Source organism: Ramlibacter ginsenosidimutans, from assembly GCF_016654015.1.
Classification (GTDB): Bacteria; Pseudomonadota; Gammaproteobacteria; order Burkholderiales; family Burkholderiaceae_C; genus Ramlibacter; species Ramlibacter ginsenosidimutans.
In genome coordinates, this window is the sequence record NZ_JAEPWM010000018.1 from 16,635 (window position 1) to 35,445 (window position 18,811).

The window sequence follows — 18,811 nt, forward strand, 5'->3', positions numbered from 1 at the left end:
ACCGCGCCGGACCCTAGCGCGCGAACCAGGCCTGCCAGTAGTCCAGGCAGGCTTTGATCTTGGGCAGGCGGTGCCGCGTGCTGCCGGTCACGGCATACACCGGGGCGGGCCGCAGGTCGACGAACTCCGGCAGCACCGCGACCAGTGCGCCATCGGCCACCAGCGGGTCGCCGACCAGCGTCGCCAGCCGGGCGATGCCCAGGCCTTGCAGCACCATGGTCGCGGCCATGTTGGTGTCGTTCGTGCGCCAGCGGCCTTGCGCCGGATAGACCCAGGGAGCGCCATCGACCAGGAACGGCCAGTCGTTGAGCATCGTCGAGGCGCTGTTGGTGATCAGCGCGTGGCCGGCGAGTTCGTCCGGCTTGCGCGGCAGGCCGTGCGCCTGCGCATACGAAGGCGCTGCGTACAGCGCGCGCCCGAGCGTGCCGATCTGCCGCGCGACGACGGTGTCCGGCAGGTTCGCGGCCGTGCGGATCGCGATGTCGATGCCGTCGCGCGTCATGTCCAGCAGCCGGTCGCCCACCTCGAGTTCCACCTGCAGTCGCGGATGGCGCTGCGCCAGCCCCGGCAGGCTGGGCACCAGCTGGTATTGCGCGACCACCGTGCTGGAGGCCACGCGCACGACGCCGCTCGGCTCGCCCGAGCGCTGCGCGAACGCGCCTTCCATTTCCTCCATGGTGACTAGCGCGCGGCGGCTGTATTCGAGGAAGGTGCGGCCTTCATCGGTCAGCGAGAGGCCGTGCGTGGACCGATGCATCAGCCGCGCGCCGCAAGCCTTCTCCAGCCGCGAGAGCGTGCGTGACACCAGGCTGACCGGCACGTCCCGCTCGCGGGCGACGGCCGACAGCGAGCCGAGTTCGGCCACCCGCGCATAGAGTGCCATCTCGTCGAACTGCAGGTTGCGCATGGGCTGCGATGGTAGCGGCACGCGTGACTCCACGCGACCGGCTTTCGTAGGCTGGCGGTGAGCACAGCGAACCCCAGCGATGCAGCGTGGCGCAGCAAGCTGGGGTTCGCCTGCGGCTCACCACCAGCCTACGGGTCACTGGCCCGCCTTGCTGGCGGCGCAAAAGCACTTTGCGGGCGGCTGCGTTTCGCGAACGGCCCCGCGTTCCTAGAGTGCAGGCATCCCACAGGAGCTGCCATGGACTACCGCCACACCGAGGATTTCGCCCGCTGCATGGACGTCGCCGAACTGCGCGCGCAGTCGCTGCGCAACGAGGCGATCACCGCCTTCTTCGCCGCCATCGGCCGGGCGCTGCGCCGCCTCGTGCATCGTGTCGCGAGCTCGCGCGACGAGCAACTGCTGCCGGAGGCCTGAACCATGCCCACCTTGCAACTGAAGCTCACGCCGCCCCAGGCCGCCGAACGCCTGCAGGTGCTCGCGCGCCGGCTGACCGACCTGTCCACGCAGGTGCTGGGCAAGCGCCGCGAAGTCACCGCGGTCGTGATCGAGGAGCTGTGGCCAGGACGCTGGTTCGTGGGCGGCCGCAATCCGGGCCGGGCCACGGCGCTGCTGGAGATCCGTGTCACGGAGGGCACGAACAGCGCCGAGGAAAAGGAGGCCTTCATCGCCGCGGCCTACGAGGAGCTCGCGCAGCAGCTCGGGCCGCTCGAGGAGGCGAGCTATGTGGTCGTGCAGGAGGTGGCGGCCACCGACTGGGGCTGGGGCGGCCGCACGCAGGCGGAGCGCAGAACGAAAACGCCCGTGCTGTGAGGCACGGGCGCTTCGGCTTCTTCTGCTTTCAACCTGCTTCCCCGCATGAGCCCGCCGGGCCGCCCCAAGGGCGAATCCCGCAGCGCGTAGCGCGGAGGGTCGTCCAGTGACTCGGGGAGGCGGGGGACTTACTTGACTTCGATCTGGCGGGCCGTCACCACGGGCTTCTTCTTGCCCAGGGTGAGGGTCAGCACGCCGTTCTCCAGCTTCGCGCTGGTCGCCTCGGCGTCGATCTCGGCCGGCAGCTCGTAGGCGGCCTTGTACTGGCGCGCGGCTTCCTTGGCGGTCTGCACGCGGACCACGGCGCCGTCGACGTCGATCGCCAGCTGCTCGCGGGTGACGCCGGGCAGGTCGAGGGACACGGTCCAGGCCTCCTCGTTCTGTTCCACCTTCACGCCGTGGAACGGGGTGGAGAAGGATTCGTTCAGGAAGCGCTCGAACGAGCGATCGAAGGAACGGGCGGCCGGCACGTAGGCGCGGGTGCGAAGGGCGGGTGCGAAGAACATGATGGTCAACTCCTGTCGGTAATCGGGTGGAGATCGGCAAACTACGTACCTGCCGCTCCCCTAAACTGCGCGGCTCTCGTATCAATTGCCGCCTGGTCCCCATCTGCGCACCAGGCCGCGCATTTCAAGGGATTCCTGCACATGAAAAAAACCCGTCGCGCGATCTTGAAATCGCTCGCCACGGTGGCATTTCTTCCCGCCTTCGCCTCGGCGCAAGCCGCCGTGCCTTCGATCAAGCTGGCGCTGATCGAAGGCCTCTCCGGCGGCAACGCGAACGGCGGCGAGGCCGTCTACCGCAACCTGGTGTGGGCCGTCGAGCGCGTCAACCAGCGTGGTGGCGTGCGCACCCGCGAGGGCCGCCGGCCGCTGGAGCTCGATCGCTACGACAGCAAGGGCCAGATCGAGGAGGCGATCGCGGCGCTGCACTCCGCCATCGACGGCGGCGCGCGCATCATCCTGCAAGGCAATTCGTCCGCGGTGGCCGCGGCGCTGATTGAAGCCATCGAGCGGCACAACGAGCGCGAGCCGGACCGGCGCGTGGTGTTCCTCAATTACGCGGCGGTGGACCCCAGCCTCACCAACGAGAAGTGCAGCTTCTGGCACTTCCGCTTCGACGCGCACGCCGACATGCGCATGGCGGCGCTGATGTCGGTGCTGAAGGAAGATGCGGCCGTGAAGTCGGTGTACCTGATCAACCCCGACTACAGCTTCGGGCAGTCGGTGCAGCGCGAGGCGAAGCGCCAGCTCGCACTGCGGCGGCCCGACATTCGCATCGTGGGCGAGGAGCTGGACCCGCTGCTGCGCATCAAGGACTTCGCGCCCTACGCGGCCAAGATCAAGGCGAGCGGCGCCGACGCGGTGATCACGGGGAATTTCAGCAACGACCTCACGCTGCTGGTGAAGGCCGCGCGCGAGGTCGGCTACGACGGGCGCTTCTACACCTTTTACGGCAACGCGCTGGGCGCGCCGGCCGCCATGGGCGATGCGGGCGTCGGCAAGGTGCTGGCGGTGGCGGAGTGGCTGCCCAACGTGCCGGCGCAGCAGAGCGCGGACTTCTACCGCGCCTTCCGCCGGCGCTACCCGAACCCCGCCGACGACTACGTGCACATGCGCCTGCAGCTGATGATCGAGGCGCTGGCCCAATCCATCGAGCGCGCGGGCACCGTGGACGCCGTGCCGCTGGCCACCGCCCTGGAGCAGGCCTCGGTGTCCTTCTCCGGCTGGATCGGCCGCATGCGCGCCTCCGACCACCAGTTCCAGCAACCCCTGGTGGTCGGCCTGATGGAGCGCCAGGGCACGCCCGGCGTCCCTTTCGACGTCGAAGGCTCCGGCTACGGCTTCCGCGTCATCCGCCAGTTCCCGCCGCCCAAGGTGGAAATGCCGACGACCTGCAAGATGGTGCGGCCGGCCTGAGCGTTCGGCTTCATCGAGCAGGTGAACGCAGAGTGCGCAGAGGTTTCGCAGAGGACGCAGAGAAGGCAAGGAGAAAAGATCAGGACGAGAAATCCTTGAATTTTTCCGGATGTCCTTCTGCGTCCTCTGCGTAACCTTTGCGTCCTCTGCGTTCTCATGCCCAACAAGCAGGGTCGTCGCCACTCGCCGACAATCCAGGCATGCGCCAGACCATCCTCGACCTCGAAGAATCCAAGATCCGTGAAGTGGCCAACGCCGGCATGGGCCGCAGCGACGTGCTGGCGTTCTGGTTCGGGGAGAGCGACGAAGTGACGCCCGAGTTCATCCGCGAGGCGGCCATCGCCTCGCTGCGGGCCGGCGAGACCTTCTATGCCCACAACCTTGGCCTGCCCGAGCTACGCGAGGCGATCGCCGCTTACGCTTCCAGGCTGCACGGCAGCGTGGGGGCGGAACGCATCGCGGTCACGTCCGGTGGCGTGAACGCGCTGATGCTCGCGTGCCAGGCGGTGGTGGATGCCGGCGACGAGGTGGTGGCGGTCACGCCCGTGTGGCCCAACCTGCCGGCGCAGGCGCTGATCATGGGTGCGAAGCTCAAGCGCGTATCGCTCACGCCGAAGCAGGGCGCCTGGATGCTGGACCTGCAGCAACTGCTCGACGCGATCACCCCGGCCACGCGCCTGCTGATCGTGAACGCCCCCAACAACCCCACCGGCTGGACGCTCTCGCGCGACGAGCAGCAGGCGATCCTGGAGCACTGCCGGCGCACCGGCACCTGGATCCTGGCCGACGAGGTCTACGAACGCCTGTACTACGAGCCGACGCCCAAGGGCTGCGCGCCCAGCTTCCTCGACGTCGCGCGGCCCGACGACCGCCTGATCGTCGCCCACAGCTTTTCCAAGAGCTTCCTCATGACGGGCTGGCGCCTGGGCTGGCTGGTCATGCCGCCGGCCATGACCCAGCCCATGGGCAAGCTGATCGAGTACAACACCTCCTGCGCCAGCGTGTTCACCCAGCGCGCGGCAGTGGAAGCGATCCGGCGCACGGACGAAGTGACGCCGCGCGTGGTGGCGCATCTCAAGACCTGCCGCGACACGCTGGTGCCGCTGCTGCAGGCCATCCCGCGCGTGGAACTCACCCCGGCCAAGGGCGGCATGTACGCGTTCTTCAAGCTCGACGGCTTCGGCGATTCGCTGGCGCTGGCCAAGCGGCTGGTCGCCGAAGCGGGCCTCGGCCTGGCGCCCGGCAACGCCTTCGCGCCCGAGGCGCAGGGCTGGCTGCGCTGGTGCTTCGCGAGCAAGGATCTGGGCCGCTTGCGGCAGGGCGTGGACCGGTTGGGCACTTGGCTGAGCCGGTAGGGTTGGCGCCGACCTCCTGCTTCGTCGGCTGGCCGAGGGCTGCCTCGTAGGCTGGCGGTGAGCGAGAGCGAACCCCAGCTTGCTGGCGCGTCGCCGGATCGCTGGGGTTCGCTGTCGCTCACCCCAGCCTACGTTGCCCGGCCTACGAACCTCGGGGGCACCTCAGCCCGCAGCCGCCAAGCCGCCCCAATAGCCCCTCCGAGGCCGCGGACGGGCCCTCGGCTATAATCACCGGGTTCTGCAGTCGCAGAGCGCACGCAGGTCCGCAGTTCCAGCAGGGCCCGCGCAAGTCAACAACTCCCAAGGAATTTCCATGACCGCCCTCAACAAGGCAGAGATCGTGGCCGCCAACGCGCGTGGCACGAACGACACCGGCAGCCCCGAAGTGCAAGTCGCACTGCTGACCGCCCGCATCAACGAGCTCACCCCGCACTTCAAGACGCACGCCAAGGACCACCACGGCCGCCGCGGCCTGCTGCGCATGGTGAACCGCCGCAAGAGCCTGCTCGCGTACCTGAAGGACAAGGACGCTGAGCGCTACACGGCACTGATCTCCAAGCTGGGCCTGCGCAAGTAACGCAGCCCCGCGACCATGAACGCCTGAGACGGTTTTCCAACTGGCTCAGGCGTTTTTCACTTCGGAGCTGCTGCGACCGGACAAGAGCTGTGTCATTCCCCAGGGGCTAGGGCCTAGGGATCAGGGGCCAGGGAGACATCCCGGCAACCCCTAGTCCCGAGCCGCTAGTCCCTTGCCCCTGGGGAATGGCATCGTGTTCGGCACAGGCGCTCCGGCCAACTACAGAAAAGAGGACACGCCATGAGCATCTTCAACAAGGTCACCAAGTCGTTCCAGTGGGGCAACCACACGGTGCGTATGGAAACGGGCGAGATCGCCCGCCAGGCTTCCGGCGCCGTGCTGGTCGACATCGAGGACACCGTGGTGCTGGCCACCGTGGTGGGGTCCAAGACCTCCAAGCCGGGCCAGGACTTCTTCCCCCTGACGGTCGACTACATCGAGAAGACCTACGCCGCCGGCAAGATCCCCGGCTCCTTCTTCAAGCGCGAAGCCAAGCCCTCGGAACTCGAGACGCTGACCTCGCGCCTGATCGACCGCCCGATCCGCCCGCTGTTCCCCGAAGGCTTCTACAACGAGGTGCATGTGGTCATCCACACCATCTCGCTGAACCCCGAGGTCGACGCCGACATCGCTGCGATGATCGCCGTGTCCGCCGCGCTGTCCATCTCCGGCCTGCCGTTCAACGGTCCCATCGGCGCGGCGCGCGTGGGCTACGTCAATGGCGAATACGTGCTGAACCCCGGCCCGACGGCCCGCAAGATGTCCGACCTGGACCTGGTGGTCGCCGGCACCGAGGCCGCCGTGCTGATGGTGGAATCGGAAGCGCAGCAGCTGTCCGAGGAAGTGATGCTGGGCGCCGTGGTGTTCGGCCATGACCAGGGCAAGGTCGCGATCAACGCGATCCACGAGCTCGTGCGCGAAGCCGGCAAGCCGGTGTGGGACTGGCAGCCGCCGGCCAAGGACGAGGACTTCATCGCGAAGGTCACGGCCGCCGCCGAAGAGAAGTTCCGCGCCGCCTACCAGATCCGCAGCAAGCAGGCCCGCACCCAGGCGCTGCGGGACGCCACCGCTTCCGTGCACGCCACGCTCAAGGAGCAGGGCGTCGAGTTCGACCCGATCAAGGTCGACAACCTGCTGTTCGACATCGAAGCGCGCATCGTGCGCAGCCAGATCCTGTCCGGCGAGCCGCGCATCGACGGCCGCGACACGCGCACCGTGCGCCCCATCGAGATCCGCACCGGCGTGCTGCCCCGCACGCACGGCTCGGCCCTCTTCACGCGCGGTGAGACCCAGGCTCTGGTGATCGCCACGCTGGGCACCGAGCAGGACGCGCAGCGCATCGACGCGCTGGCCGGCGAGTACCAGGACCGCTTCCTGTTCCACTACAACATGCCTCCGTTCGCCACCGGCGAAACCGGCCGCATGGGCTCCACCAAGCGCCGCGAAGTGGGCCACGGCCGCCTCGCCAAGCGCGCGCTGATCCCGCTGCTGCCCTCGAAGGAAGAGTTCCCCTACGTGATGCGCGTGGTGTCGGAAATCACCGAGTCCAACGGCTCGTCGTCGATGGCTTCCGTCTGCGGCGGCTGCCTGGCGCTGATGGACGCCGGCGTGCCGATGAAGGCCCACGTGGCCGGCATCGCCATGGGCCTGATCAAGGAAGGCAACCGCTTCGCGGTGCTGACCGACATCCTGGGCGACGAGGACCACCTGGGCGACATGGACTTCAAGGTGGCCGGCACGGTCAACGGCGTGACGGCCCTGCAGATGGACATCAAGATCCAGGGCATCACCAAGGAGATCATGCAGGTCGCGCTGGCGCAGGCCAAGGAAGCGCGCATGCACATCCTGGGCAAGATGCAGGAAGCGCTGGGCGAGGCCAAGTCGGACGTGTCCAACTTCGCGCCGCGCCTGTACACGATGAAGATCAATCCGGAGAAGATCCGCGACGTGATCGGCAAGGGCGGCGCTGTGATCCGTGCGCTGACCGAAGAGACCGGCACGCAGATCGACATCGCGGAAGACGGCACCATCACCATCGCGTCCACCGACTCCGGCAAGGCCGAAGAGGCGAAGAAGCGCATCGAGCAGATCACGGCCGAAGTCGAAGTCGGCAAGATCTACGAAGGCCCGGTCACCAAGATCCTGGACTTCGGCGCGCTGATCAACCTGCTGCCCGGCAAGGATGGCCTGCTGCACATCAGCCAGATCGCCCACGAGCGCGTGGAGAAGGTCAGCGACTACCTGTCCGAAGGCCAGGTCGTGAAGGTCAAGGTCCTGGAGACCGACGACAAGGGCCGCGTCAAGCTGTCCATGAAGGCGCTCACCGAGCGTCCGGAAGGCATGCCCGAGCGCGAGCCGCGCGGCGACCGTCCCCCGCGCGGTGAATACCGCGGCGACCGCGGTGGTGATCGTGGCGACCGGGGCGATCGCGGCGGTGAGCGTGGCGACCGTGCTCCGCGGGAGCCGCGCGAGCAGCGCGAGCCCACGCCCGTCGTGCAGGACACCGGCGGCAACTTCGGCAACGGCGGCAACGAGCCGCAGCAATGACGGCTGGCTTCCGCGCTGCGCAGCGGGCTGGCGAATGACTGCATCCCGCAGGTCGTTCGTCATCGAAGTTGCGCAGCAACGAAGTCACTAGCGAGAGCGAGTCATCATGAAAGCCATCGAGATCACGCAGTACGGCGCGCCGGAAGTCCTGCGCGTCGGTGAGCGTCCGGACCCGGTCCCGGGGGCGGGCGAGGTGCTGATCCGCGTCGCGGCGAGCGGCGTGAACCGGCCCGACGTGCTCCAGCGCACCGGCAACTACCCGGTGCCTCCGGGCGCCTCCGACATTCCCGGCCTGGAAGTGGCGGGCACCATCCTGGGCGGCGACGCTGGCGCGATGGCGGCCGCCGGGTTCAAGCGGGGTGACCGCGTATGCGCACTGGTCGCCGGCGGCGGCTATGCCGAACTGTGCGTCGCGCCGGTGGGCCAGTGCCTGCCGGTGCCGAAGGGCCTGAGCGACATCGAGGCGGCTTCGCTGCCCGAGACCTTCTTCACCGTGTGGAGCAACGTGTTCGACCGGGGCCGCCTGCAGAAGGGCGAGACCTTCCTGGTCCAGGGCGGCACCAGCGGCATCGGCGTCACGGCCATCCAGATGGCCAAGGCGATGGGCGCATCCAAGGTGCTGGCCACGGCCGGCTCCGACGAGAAGTGCCAGGCCTGCGTGAAGCTGGGCGCCGATGCGGCGATCAACTACAAGACGCAGGACTTCGCCGAAGAGGCCAAGAAGCTCACCGACGGCAAGGGCGTGGACGTGATCCTCGACATGGTCGCCGGCAGCTACGTGGACCGCGAAGTGAAGTGCGTCAACGAGGACGGCCGCATCGTGATCATCGCGGTGCAAGGCGGGACCAAGAGCGAGTTCAACTCCGGGCTGGTGCTGCGCCGTCGCATCACCATCACGGGCTCGACGCTGCGTCCGCGTCCGGTCGCCTTCAAGGAGGCCATCGCGGCCTCGCTGAAGAAGAACATCTGGCCGCTGATCGAGGCGAAGAAGATCCAGCCCGTGATCTTCAAGACCTTCGCTGCGGCCGATGCCGCGCAGGCGCACGCCCTCATGGAATCCAACCAGCACGTGGGCAAGATCGTCCTGGTGTGGTGAGCCAATGACCCAGAAGAAGAAGCTGATTGCCGGCAACTGGAAGATGAACGGCAACCTGGAAGCCAACGACGCGCTCGTGCGCGCGCTGGTCGCCGGGACGAAGGGCGCCGCCTGCGAGATCGCCGTCTGCGTGCCGGCGCCCTACCTGGCGCAGGTGCAGATGCTGAAGTCCGGCTCCGCCCTGGAGCTCGGTGCGCAGGACGTCTCGCAGCACGAAAGCGGCGCCTACACCGGCGAGGTTTCGGCTGCCATGCTGCGCGAGTTCGGCGTGCGCTATGCCATCGTCGGCCATTCGGAGCGCCGCCAGTACCACGGCGAGAGCGACACGCTGGTCGCCGAGAAGGCCAAGACGGCGCTCGCGCACGGCATCACGCCGATCGTGTGCGTGGGCGAGACGCTGGCCGAACGCGAGGCGGGGCACACCGAAGAAGTGGTGAAGCGCCAGTTGGCCGCCGTCATCCACGTGAACGGCCACTGCATCAGCGAGATCGTCGTCGCGTACGAGCCCGTGTGGGCCATCGGCACGGGCCGGACGGCGACGCCGGAGCAGGCGCAGCAGGTGCATGCGCTCCTGCGCAAGCAGCTCGCCGCTGCCACCGCGCACGCCGAGCGCGTGCACATCCTGTACGGCGGCAGCATGAACGCCGCCAACGCCGCGAGCCTGCTGGCGCAGCAGGACATCGACGGCGGACTGGTCGGCGGTGCCTCGCTGAAGGCGGCCGACTTCCTGCAGATCATCGCCGCCGGCAGCCGTTGACGCGCCGCGGACCAGAACAAAACGGAGTGACTGAATGAATTTCCTGTTGACCCTCGTGCTCGTGCTGCAGATCGCCACGGCGCTCGCCATGATCGGCCTCATCCTGCTGCAGCATGGCAAGGGCGCGGACATGGGCGCGGCCTTCGGCAGCGGCGCCTCCGGCAGCCTGTTCGGCGCCAGCGGCAGCGCGAACTTCCTGTCGCGCTCCACCGCCGTGCTCGCGGCCGTGTTCTTCGCCTGCACGCTGGGCCTGGCGTACTTCAGCCACAGCGTGCGTCCGTCCGGCTCGGGCAGCGTGTTCGAGCGCGTCGCCCCCGGCGCGCCCGCTGCACCGGCGTCGTCCACGGCCCCGAATCCCGCCAACCAGATCCCGTCCGGCGCAAGCACGGTGCCCGCACCGCAAGGGCCGGCCACGACGCCCGCGACCACCGCGCCCGGTGCTCCGGCATCCGGTGCCGCGCAGATCCCGACCAAGTGATCTGAAAGTGATCTGACTGCTCGCGAGCGGGGCGCCTTGCACGGCAGTGGGGCCTTCGTTTCGGAGTACACTCGGTGGTTGTCCGGATAGGCAAGCGCTTCCCAGAAGCGCCACCCTCACGAGCCTGTCCGGGCACGTTCCCGATTGCCGACGTGGTGAAATTGGTAGACACGCTATCTTGAGGGGGTAGTGGCGAAAGCTGTGCGAGTTCGAGTCTCGCCGTCGGCACCAAACACAATGAGCCTGCCGGGCCAGCGCACCGGCGGGCACCGCAGAACACCGCTGCCACGATGAACCTCGACCAGTACCTCCCTGTCCTCCTGTTCATCCTCGTCGGCACGGGAGTCGGCATCGCTCCGCAGGTCCTCGGCTGGGCCATCTCCAAGGGCATGGGCGTCGCCCGCCCCGACCCCGCCAAGAACGCGCCGTACGAGTGCGGCTTCGAGGCCTTCGAGGACGCACGCATGAAGTTCGACGTGCGCTACTACCTCGTCGCGATCCTGTTCATCCTGTTCGACCTGGAAATCGCCTTCCTCTTCCCGTGGGCCGTGTCCCTCAAGGAGATCGGCGCGGTGGGCTTCTGGTCCATGATGGTTTTCCTCGCCATCCTGGTCGTCGGCTTCGTCTACGAGTGGAAGAAGGGTGCGCTCGACTGGGAGTGATCCCCGGGCGCCCGCTCCAAAGAAAGTTCCGAGATGGCAAACCAAGGCATTCTTGAAAAAGGTGTCGTGACCACGACCGTCGACACGGTCATCAACTGGGCCAAGACCGGCTCGCTGTGGCCCATGACGTTCGGCCTGGCATGCTGCGCCGTGGAGATGATGCACGCGGGCGCCGCGCGCTACGACATCGACCGCTTCGGCATGCTGTTCCGCCCCAGCCCGCGCCAGTCCGACCTGATGATCGTGGCCGGCACGCTGTGCAACAAGATGGCCCCGGCGCTGCGCCGCGTGTACGACCAGATGGCCGAGCCGCGCTGGGTGCTGTCCATGGGCACGTGCGCCAACGGCGGCGGCTACTATCACTACAGCTACTCCGTCGTGCGCGGCTGCGACCGCATCGTGCCGGTGGACGTGTACGTGCCGGGCTGCCCGCCGACGGCCGAGGCGCTGCTGTACGGCATCATCCAGCTGCAGCAGAAAATCCGCCGCACGCAGACCATCGCGAGGGCCTGAACGCATGCCATCCAATCTCGCGGCGGCCTCGCCCGCCCCCGAAGCCACGCGCGACGCGATCGTTGCTGCGCTCGGCGACAAAGCGAAGCGCGTGGACCTCAAGCTGGGCGAAGTCACGGTGATCGTGTCCGCGGCCAACTACCTGGAAGTGGCGCGCATCCTGCGTGACGACCCGACCTGCAGCTTCGAGCAGCTGCTGGACCTGTGCGGCGTGGACTACTCCGAATACAAGATGGGCGAGTGGGACGGTCCGCGCTACGCGGTGACCTCGCACTTCCTCTCGGTGACCCTGAACCAGCGCGTGCGCCTGCGCGTGTTCGCACCCGACGACGAGCTGCCGGAAGTGGACTCGCTGGTCGACCTCTGGAGCTCGGCGAACTGGTTCGAGCGCGAGGCCTTCGACCTGTACGGCATCGTGTTCACGGGCCACATGGACCTGCGCCGCATCCTCACGGACTACGGCTTCATCGGCCATCCGTTCCGCAAGGACTTCCCCGTCTCGGGCGAGGTCGAGATGATCTACGACGCCGAGAAGAGGCGCGTGATCTACCAGCCCGTGACGATCGAGCCGCGCGAGATCACGCCTCGGATCATCCGCGAGGAAAAGTACGGGGGGTTGCAGTGAATTTCAACCCAACATCCGGACGCAGAGGACGCAAAGGTTTCGCAGAAGGCGCAAAAGAGTCAATGAAAACCTTTGAAGGTTTTTTCTGCGTCCTCTGCGTCATCTCTGCGTCCTCTGCGTCCGGTTGTTGGGTTTTCCCGGCTGTTTAGACCATGGCTGAAATCAAGAACTACACCCTCAACTTCGGCCCCCAGCACCCCGCGGCGCACGGTGTGTTGCGGCTGGTGCTGGAGCTCGATGGCGAGGTGATCCAGCGGGCCGATCCGCACATCGGGCTGCTGCATCGCGCGACCGAGAAGCTCGCCGAGACGCGCACCTACATCCAGACGCTGCCCTACATGGACCGCCTGGACTACGTGTCGATGATGTGCAACGAGCACGCCTACTGCCTGTCGGTGGAGAAGCTCCTGGGCATCGAGGTGCCGATCCGCGCGCAGTACATCCGCGTCATGTTCTCCGAGCTCACGCGCCTGCTGAACCACCTGCTGTGGCTCGGCGCGCACGGGCTGGACTGCGGCGCGATGAACATGCTGATCTACTGCTTCCGCGAGCGGGAAGACATCTTCGACATGTACGAAGCGGTCTCCGGCGCGCGCATGCACGCGGCCTACTTCCGGCCGGGCGGCGTCTACCGCGACCTGCCGGATGCGATGCCGCAGTACCGCGCGAGCAAGGTGCGCAACCAGCGCGAGATCGATCGCATGAACGAGGAGCGCAGCGGCTCGCTGCTCGATTTCATCGAGCGCTTCACCCAGCGCTTCCCCGGCTACGTCGACGAGTACGAGACGCTGCTGACCGAGAACCGCATCTGGAAGCAGCGCACCGTGGGCATCGGCGTGGTCACGCCCGAGCGCGCGCTCAACCTCGGCTTCACCGGCCCCATGCTGCGCGGCTCCGGCATCGCCTGGGACCTGCGCAAGACGCAGCCGTACGAGGTCTACGATCGCATGGACTTCGACATCCCGGTGGGCCGCACCGGCGACTGCTACGACCGCTACCTGGTGCGCGTGCAGGAAATGCGCGAAGCCAACCGGATCATCCAGCAGTGCGTCGCCTGGCTGCGCGAGAACCCCGGCCCGGTGATCACCGACAACCACAAGGTCGCGCCGCCGGACCGCGAGAGCATGAAGGCCAACATGGAGGAGCTGATCCACCACTTCAAGCTCTTCTCCGAAGGCATGCGCGTGCCCGAAGGCGAGAGCTACGCCGCGGTGGAGCACCCCAAGGGCGAGTTCGGCATCTACATCGTCAGCGACGGCGCCAACAAGCCGTACCGCATCAAGATCCGTCCGCCGGGCTTCCCGCACCTGGCCGCGATGGACGAAATGTCCCGCGGCCACATGATCGCCGACGCCGTCGCGATCATCGGCACGATGGACATCGTCTTCGGGGAAATCGACAGATGATTTCAGAGCAGATCAAGCAACTCTTCGACCGCGAAGTCGCCAAGTACCCGCCGGACCAGAAGCAGTCCGCCGTGATGGCCTGCCTGGCCATCGTGCAGCAGGAACAGGGCTTCGTGAGCCAGGAGGCCGAGCAGGACATCGCGGAACACCTGGGCATGCCGCAGATCGCGGTGCACGAGGTCACGACCTTCTACAACATGTACAACCAGCGCAAGCTGGGCAAGTTCAAGCTGAACGTCTGCACCAACCTGCCTTGCCAGCTGCGCGACGGCCAGAAGGCGCTCGACTACCTGGCAAAGAAGCTGGGCATCGCCATGGGCGAGACCACGCCCGACGGCCTGTTCACCCTGCAGCAAAGCGAGTGCCTGGGCGCCTGCGCCGACTCGCCGGTGATGCTGGTCAACGACCGTACGATGTGCAGCTTCATGAGCAAGGACAAGCTCGACCAGCTGATCGAGGGACTGAAGGGAGCACGGGAATGAATGCATCCCAAGTGCTCGCGCAGTTCCAGGCGACGGGCGTGCAGACCTGCTTCCACGACCGCCACATCAACCCGCAGATCTACACGGGCCTCGACGGCACCAACTGGCGCCTGAAGGACTACGAGGCGCGCGACGGCTACAAGGCGCTGCGCAAGATCCTCTCCGAAGGCCTGACGCAGGACCAGGTGATCGCCACGGTGAAGGAAAGCGCGCTGCGCGGCCGCGGCGGCGCCGGCTTTCCCACGGGCCTGAAGTGGAGCTTCATGCCCCGCCAGTTCCCGGGCCAGAAGTACCTGGTGTGCAACTCCGACGAGGGCGAGCCGGGCACCTGCAAGGACCGCGACATCCTCGCGTACAACCCGCACATCGTCATCGAGGGGATGATCATCGCGGCCTACGCGATGGGCATCACCGTGGGCTACAACTACATCCACGGCGAGATCTTCCAGGTGTACGAGCGCTTCGAGGAAGCGCTGGAGGAAGCCCGCGCCGCCGGCTACCTGGGCAACAACATCCTCGGCTCGAACTTCTCGTTCCAGCTGCACGCGTTCCACGGTTTCGGCGCCTACATCTGCGGCGAAGAGACCGCGCTGCTCGAATCGCTCGAAGGCAAGAAGGGCCAGCCGCGCTTCAAGCCGCCGTTCCCGGCGAGCTTCGGCCTGTACGGCAAGCCCACCACGATCAACAACACCGAGACCTTCGCGGCGGTGCCCTGGATCATCCGCAACGGCGGCCAGGCCTTCCTGGAGATCGGCAAGCCGAACAACGGCGGCACCAAGATCTTCTCGGTCTCCGGCGACGTCGAACTGCCCGGCAACTACGAGATCCCGCTGGGCACGCCCTTTGGCAAGCTGCTGGAGCTGTGTGGCGGCGTCAAGGGTGGCCGCAAGCTGAAGGCCGTGATCCCCGGTGGATCGTCCGCGCCGGTGCTGCCGGCCGACGTCATGATGAACTGCACGATGGACTACGACTCCATCGCCAAGGCCGGCTCGATGCTGGGCTCGGGCGCCGTGATCGTGATGGACGAGACGCGCGACATGGTGGAAAGCCTGCTGCGCCTGTCGTACTTCTACATGCACGAGTCCTGCGGCCAGTGCACGCCCTGCCGCGAAGGCACGGGCTGGATGTGGCGCGTGATCGACCGCATCCAGAACGGCTACGGCAAGCCCAACGACCTGGACCTGCTGAACTCCGTCGCCGACAACATCCAGGGCCGCACCATCTGCGCGCTGGGCGATGCCGCCGCGATGCCGGTGCGCGCGATGATCAAGCACTTCCGCCACGAGTTCGAGGCCAAGATCACGCGGCCGCTGCTGCCGACTTCGGACGGCCAGGTTCCCGTGCCCGCTGGGGCCCGAGGCTGAACATGACAAGAACGAGCGCAAGCCGTGCCCTCACCCCGGCCCTCTCCCAGGGGGAGAGGGTGAGAACGGACGCGCGGAGCGCGTAGTCACATGATCGAAATTACTCTCGACGGACAGAAGGTGGAGGTTGCCGAAGGCAGCATGGTGATGCATGCCGCCGAAAAGGCCGGCACCTACATCCCGCACTTCTGCTATCACAAGAAGCTCTCCATTGCCGCCAACTGCCGCATGTGCCTGGTGGACGTGGAGAAGGCGCCCAAGCCCATGCCGGCCTGCGCCACGCCCGTGACCAACGGGATGATCGTCCGCACCAAGAGCGAGAAGGCGGTCAAGGCGCAGCAGTCCGTGATGGAGTTCCTGCTGATCAACCACCCGCTGGACTGCCCGATCTGCGACCAGGGCGGCGAGTGCCAGCTGCAGGACCTCGCCGTCGGCTACGGCCCCGGCTCTTCGCGCTACGAGGAAGAAAAGCGCGTCGTGATGCACAAGGACGTGGGCCCGCTGATCTCCATGGAGGAGATGAGCCGCTGCATCCACTGCACCCGCTGCGTGCGCTTCGGCCAGGAAATCGCCGGCGTGATGGAGCTGGGCATGATCCACCGCGGCGAACACAGCGAGATCACCACGGTGCTGAACGACACGGTGGACTCCGAAGTCTCCGGCAACATGATCGACCTGTGCCCGGTCGGCGCGCTCACCAGCAAGCCGTTCCGCTACAGCGCGCGCCCCTGGGAGCTGTCGCGCCGCAAGTCGATCAGCCCGCACGACTCCACCGGCGCGAACCTGATCGTCCAGGTCAAGAACAACAAGGTGCTGCGCGTCCTCCCGTACGAGAACAACGACGTCAACGAGTGCTGGCTGGCGGACCGCGACCGCTTCTCCTACGAAGCGCTCAACTCGAGCGACCGCCTCACCACGCCCATGCTCAAGCAGGGCGGCGAGTGGAAGCCGGTGGACTGGCAGACCGCACTCGAATACGTCGCCCGCGGCGTGAAGGACATCCAGCGTGACCACGGTGCGAAGAGCATCGGCGCGCTGGTGAGCCCGCACAGCACGGTGGAGGAACTGTTCCTCGCGCAGAAGCTGGTGCGCGCGCTGGGCAGCGAGAACATCGACCACCGCCTGCGCCATGCCGAATTCGCGCCCCCCGAGGGCGTCCGCTGGCTGGGCACGAGCATCGCATCGCTGTCGACGCTGCAGGGCGCGCTGGTGATCGGCTCCAACCTGCGCAAGGACCATCCGCTGTTCGCGCTGCGCCTGCGGGCGGCCGTGCGCACCGGTGCGCGCGTGTCCGTGCTCCACGACCGTGACGACGACTGGGCGATGACCATCGCCGGCAAGTCCGTCGTCCCCGCCGGCCGCTGGGTCCAGGCGCTCGCCGACGTGGCCGCCGCGATCGCGAAGGAGAAGGGCAGCCAGGCACCCCTGCAGGGGAACGCCAGCGACGAGGCCAAGGCCCTCGCCGCCGTGCTGCTCTCCGGCGAACGCAAGGCGATCCTGCTGGGCAACGCCGCCGCGCACCATCCGGCCGCGAGCTCACTGCTGTCGCTCGCCGGCTGGATCGCCGAGCAGACCGGCGCCACCGTGGGCTACCTCACCGAAGCCGCCAACACCGTGGGTGCGCAGCTGGTGAAAGCCATGCCGGGCGCAGGCGGGCTGAATGCCGGCCAGATGCTGGCGGGCGGCCTGAAGGCGCTGTTCCTGTTCAACACGGAGCCGGAGTTCGACTCCGCCGCCGGCGCCGCCGCGCGCAAGCTGGGGCAGGGCGGTGGCATGGTCGTGACGCTCAGTCCCTTCAAGGCGAACCTGGACATCAGCGACGTGCTGCTGCCCATCGCCCCCTGGACCGAGACGCCCGGCACCTTCGTGAACGCCGAAGGCCGCGTGCAAAGCTTCCACGCCGTCGTGAAGCCGCTGGCCGACACGCGTCCGGGCTGGAAGGTGCTGCGCGTGCTGGGCAACATGCTGGGCGTGCCCGGCTTCGAGTACGAAACCTCGGCCGATGTGCTGGCCGATGCGCGCGGCGCCACCGACGTGGACCAGTCGCTGGTGCAAGGCAACCTGCTGTCCAACAAGACCAGCAGGTCCGCGCAAGCGGGCGGCTCCGATGCGCGCCCGGTGACGGCCTCGATCTACCAGCTCGATGGCATCGTGCGCCGCGCCGAGTCGCTGCAGCTCACCGCCGACGCGATCGTCGCGCGCCGGCTGGCGCAGGAGGTGGCGGCATGATCGACACGCTCTACGGCTTCGGGAACGGCCTGATCGCCGCGCCCTGGTGGACCGGCGCGGGCTGGCCCGTCGTGTGGAACCTGATCAAGATCGTCTGCGTGGTGCTGCCGCTGATGGGCGCGGTCGCCTACCTCACGCTGTGGGAGCGCAAGGCGATCGGCTTCACGCAGATCCGCCCCGGTCCCAACCGCGTCGGCCCGTTCGGCCTGCTCACGCCGATCGCGGACGCGCTCAAGCTGCTGACCAAGGAGATCATCCTCCCGACGGTCGCCAACAAGGGCCTGTTCTACCTGGGCCCGATCATGACGATCATGCCGGCCCTGGCGGCGTGGGCGGTGATCCCCTTCGGTCCCGAAGTGGCGCTGTCCAACATCAACGCGGGCCTGCTGTTCCTGATGGCGATCACCTCGCTGGAGGTCTACGGCGTGATCATCGCGGGCTGGGCGTCCAACTCCAAGTACGCCTTCCTGGGCGCGCTGCGCGCGTCCGCGCAGATGGTGAGCTACGAGATCGCCATGGGCTTCTGCCTGGTGGTGGTGCTGATGGTGTCGGGCTCGCTGAACCTGACCGACATCGTGCTGCAGCAGGACCGCGGCTACTTCGCCTCGCGCAACATCAACTTCCTGTCCTGGAACTGGCTGCCGCTGCTGCCGATCTTCTTCGTCTACTTCATCTCGGGCCTCGCCGAGACGAACCGCCACCCGTTCGACGTGGTGGAAGGCGAGTCGGAGATCGTGGCCGGCCACATGATCGAGTACTCGGGCATGTCCTTCGCCATGTTCTTCCTGGCGGAGTACGCCAACATGTGGCTCGTGTCGATCCTCGCGGTCGTCATGTTCCTGGGCGGCTGGCTGCCTCCCATCGACGCGCCCATCCTCAACTGGATCCCCGGCTGGATCTGGCTGGGCCTCAAGACCTTCGTGATGGTCACGATGTTCCTGTGGATCCGCTCGACCTTCCCGCGCTACCGCTACGACCAGATCATGCGCCTGGGCTGGAAGATCTTCATCCCGGTCACGCTCGTGTGGCTGGTCGTCATCGGCGCCTGGATGCAGACCCCGTACAACATTTTCAAGTAAGAGCA

At 67.2% G+C, this 18,811-nt stretch carries 19 protein-coding genes and 1 tRNA gene; 18 read left to right on the forward strand and 2 right to left on the reverse strand.

What is annotated here, in order from left to right:
* Positions 1-13 precede the first annotated feature (13 nt).
* The gene (locus tag JJB11_RS24780) at positions 14-907 is read right to left on the reverse strand and encodes a LysR family transcriptional regulator (protein WP_201177840.1); all 894 of its coding nucleotides are present in this window, start codon (positions 905-907) and stop codon (positions 14-16) included.
* Between the two features lie 237 nt (positions 908-1,144).
* Here JJB11_RS24780 and JJB11_RS24785 point away from each other — a divergent pair, with 237 nt between their 5' ends.
* A complete protein-coding gene (locus tag JJB11_RS24785) occupies positions 1,145-1,321 on the forward strand; it encodes an RSP_7527 family protein (protein ID WP_201177842.1) in 177 nt (58 codons plus the stop codon).
* Positions 1,322-1,324: 3 nt separating this feature from the next.
* On the forward strand, positions 1,325-1,717 hold the full coding sequence (locus JJB11_RS24790; protein WP_201177845.1) for a tautomerase family protein: 393 nt from the start codon (positions 1,325-1,327) through the stop codon (positions 1,715-1,717).
* Between the two features lie 128 nt (positions 1,718-1,845).
* Here JJB11_RS24790 and JJB11_RS24795 read toward each other — a convergent pair whose 3' ends face one another.
* Positions 1,846-2,223 (reverse strand): Hsp20/alpha crystallin family protein, encoded by a 378-nt coding sequence (locus JJB11_RS24795; protein WP_201177847.1) that lies wholly within the window; start codon positions 2,221-2,223, stop codon positions 1,846-1,848.
* A 141-nt stretch (positions 2,224-2,364) separates the two neighbouring features.
* Between JJB11_RS24795 and JJB11_RS24800 the strand changes: the two genes are divergently transcribed.
* The 16 genes from JJB11_RS24800 (at position 2,365) to nuoH (ending at position 18,806) form a co-directional block, all read left to right on the forward strand.
* On the forward strand, positions 2,365-3,636 hold the full coding sequence (locus JJB11_RS24800) for a branched-chain amino acid ABC transporter substrate-binding protein (RefSeq protein ID WP_201177849.1): 1,272 nt from the start codon (positions 2,365-2,367) through the stop codon (positions 3,634-3,636).
* A 200-nt stretch (positions 3,637-3,836) separates the two neighbouring features.
* Positions 3,837-4,991 (forward strand): pyridoxal phosphate-dependent aminotransferase, encoded by a 1,155-nt coding sequence (locus tag JJB11_RS24805; protein ID WP_201177851.1) that lies wholly within the window; start codon positions 3,837-3,839, stop codon positions 4,989-4,991.
* A 313-nt stretch (positions 4,992-5,304) separates the two neighbouring features.
* Positions 5,305-5,568 (forward strand): 30S ribosomal protein S15, encoded by a 264-nt coding sequence (rpsO, locus tag JJB11_RS24810; protein WP_201177853.1) that lies wholly within the window; start codon positions 5,305-5,307, stop codon positions 5,566-5,568.
* A 240-nt stretch (positions 5,569-5,808) separates the two neighbouring features.
* A complete protein-coding gene (pnp, locus tag JJB11_RS24815) occupies positions 5,809-8,115 on the forward strand; it encodes a polyribonucleotide nucleotidyltransferase (RefSeq protein WP_201177855.1) in 2,307 nt (768 codons plus the stop codon).
* Positions 8,116-8,221: 106 nt separating this feature from the next.
* Positions 8,222-9,211, forward strand: coding sequence for an NAD(P)H-quinone oxidoreductase (locus JJB11_RS24820; RefSeq protein WP_201177857.1), 990 nt, complete (start codon positions 8,222-8,224; stop codon positions 9,209-9,211).
* Positions 9,212-9,215: 4 nt separating this feature from the next.
* Positions 9,216-9,968, forward strand: coding sequence for a triose-phosphate isomerase (tpiA, locus tag JJB11_RS24825; RefSeq protein WP_201177859.1), 753 nt, complete (start codon positions 9,216-9,218; stop codon positions 9,966-9,968).
* A gap of 34 nt (positions 9,969-10,002) precedes the next feature.
* Positions 10,003-10,446: a preprotein translocase subunit SecG gene (gene secG / locus JJB11_RS24830; protein WP_201177861.1), complete on the forward strand. Its 444-nt coding sequence runs from the start codon at positions 10,003-10,005 to the stop codon at positions 10,444-10,446.
* 146 nt (positions 10,447-10,592) lie between these two features.
* Positions 10,593-10,677 (forward strand) — tRNA-Leu (locus JJB11_RS24835).
* Between the two features lie 59 nt (positions 10,678-10,736).
* Complete coding sequence (locus JJB11_RS24840; RefSeq protein WP_201177864.1) at positions 10,737-11,108, forward strand: NADH-quinone oxidoreductase subunit A; 372 nt, start codon at positions 10,737-10,739, stop codon at positions 11,106-11,108.
* Between the two features lie 33 nt (positions 11,109-11,141).
* Positions 11,142-11,621: a NuoB/complex I 20 kDa subunit family protein gene (locus JJB11_RS24845; protein ID WP_201177866.1), complete on the forward strand. Its 480-nt coding sequence runs from the start codon at positions 11,142-11,144 to the stop codon at positions 11,619-11,621.
* A 4-nt stretch (positions 11,622-11,625) separates the two neighbouring features.
* Positions 11,626-12,246 carry an NADH-quinone oxidoreductase subunit C gene (locus JJB11_RS24850; protein WP_201177868.1) on the forward strand — a complete coding sequence of 207 codons (621 nt, stop codon included), beginning with the start codon at positions 11,626-11,628 and terminating at the stop codon, positions 12,244-12,246.
* Between the two features lie 152 nt (positions 12,247-12,398).
* Complete coding sequence (locus JJB11_RS24855) at positions 12,399-13,652, forward strand: NADH-quinone oxidoreductase subunit D (RefSeq protein ID WP_201177870.1); 1,254 nt, start codon at positions 12,399-12,401, stop codon at positions 13,650-13,652.
* On the forward strand, positions 13,649-14,134 hold the full coding sequence (nuoE, locus tag JJB11_RS24860) for an NADH-quinone oxidoreductase subunit NuoE (protein WP_201177872.1): 486 nt from the start codon (positions 13,649-13,651) through the stop codon (positions 14,132-14,134). Before JJB11_RS24855 ends, nuoE begins: the two co-directional genes overlap by 4 nt.
* The gene (gene nuoF / locus JJB11_RS24865; protein ID WP_201177874.1) at positions 14,131-15,498 is read left to right on the forward strand and encodes an NADH-quinone oxidoreductase subunit NuoF; all 1,368 of its coding nucleotides are present in this window, start codon (positions 14,131-14,133) and stop codon (positions 15,496-15,498) included. The genes nuoE and nuoF overlap by 4 nt, the downstream gene beginning before the upstream one ends.
* A 90-nt stretch (positions 15,499-15,588) precedes the next feature.
* Positions 15,589-17,727, forward strand: a complete 2,139-nt coding sequence (gene nuoG, locus JJB11_RS24870; RefSeq protein WP_201177876.1) for an NADH-quinone oxidoreductase subunit NuoG — start codon at positions 15,589-15,591, stop codon at positions 17,725-17,727.
* Entirely contained in the window at positions 17,724-18,806 is a 1,083-nt protein-coding gene (gene nuoH, locus JJB11_RS24875; RefSeq protein WP_201177878.1) for an NADH-quinone oxidoreductase subunit NuoH, read from the forward strand. The genes nuoG and nuoH overlap by 4 nt, the downstream gene beginning before the upstream one ends.
* Positions 18,807-18,811 lie beyond the last annotated feature (5 nt).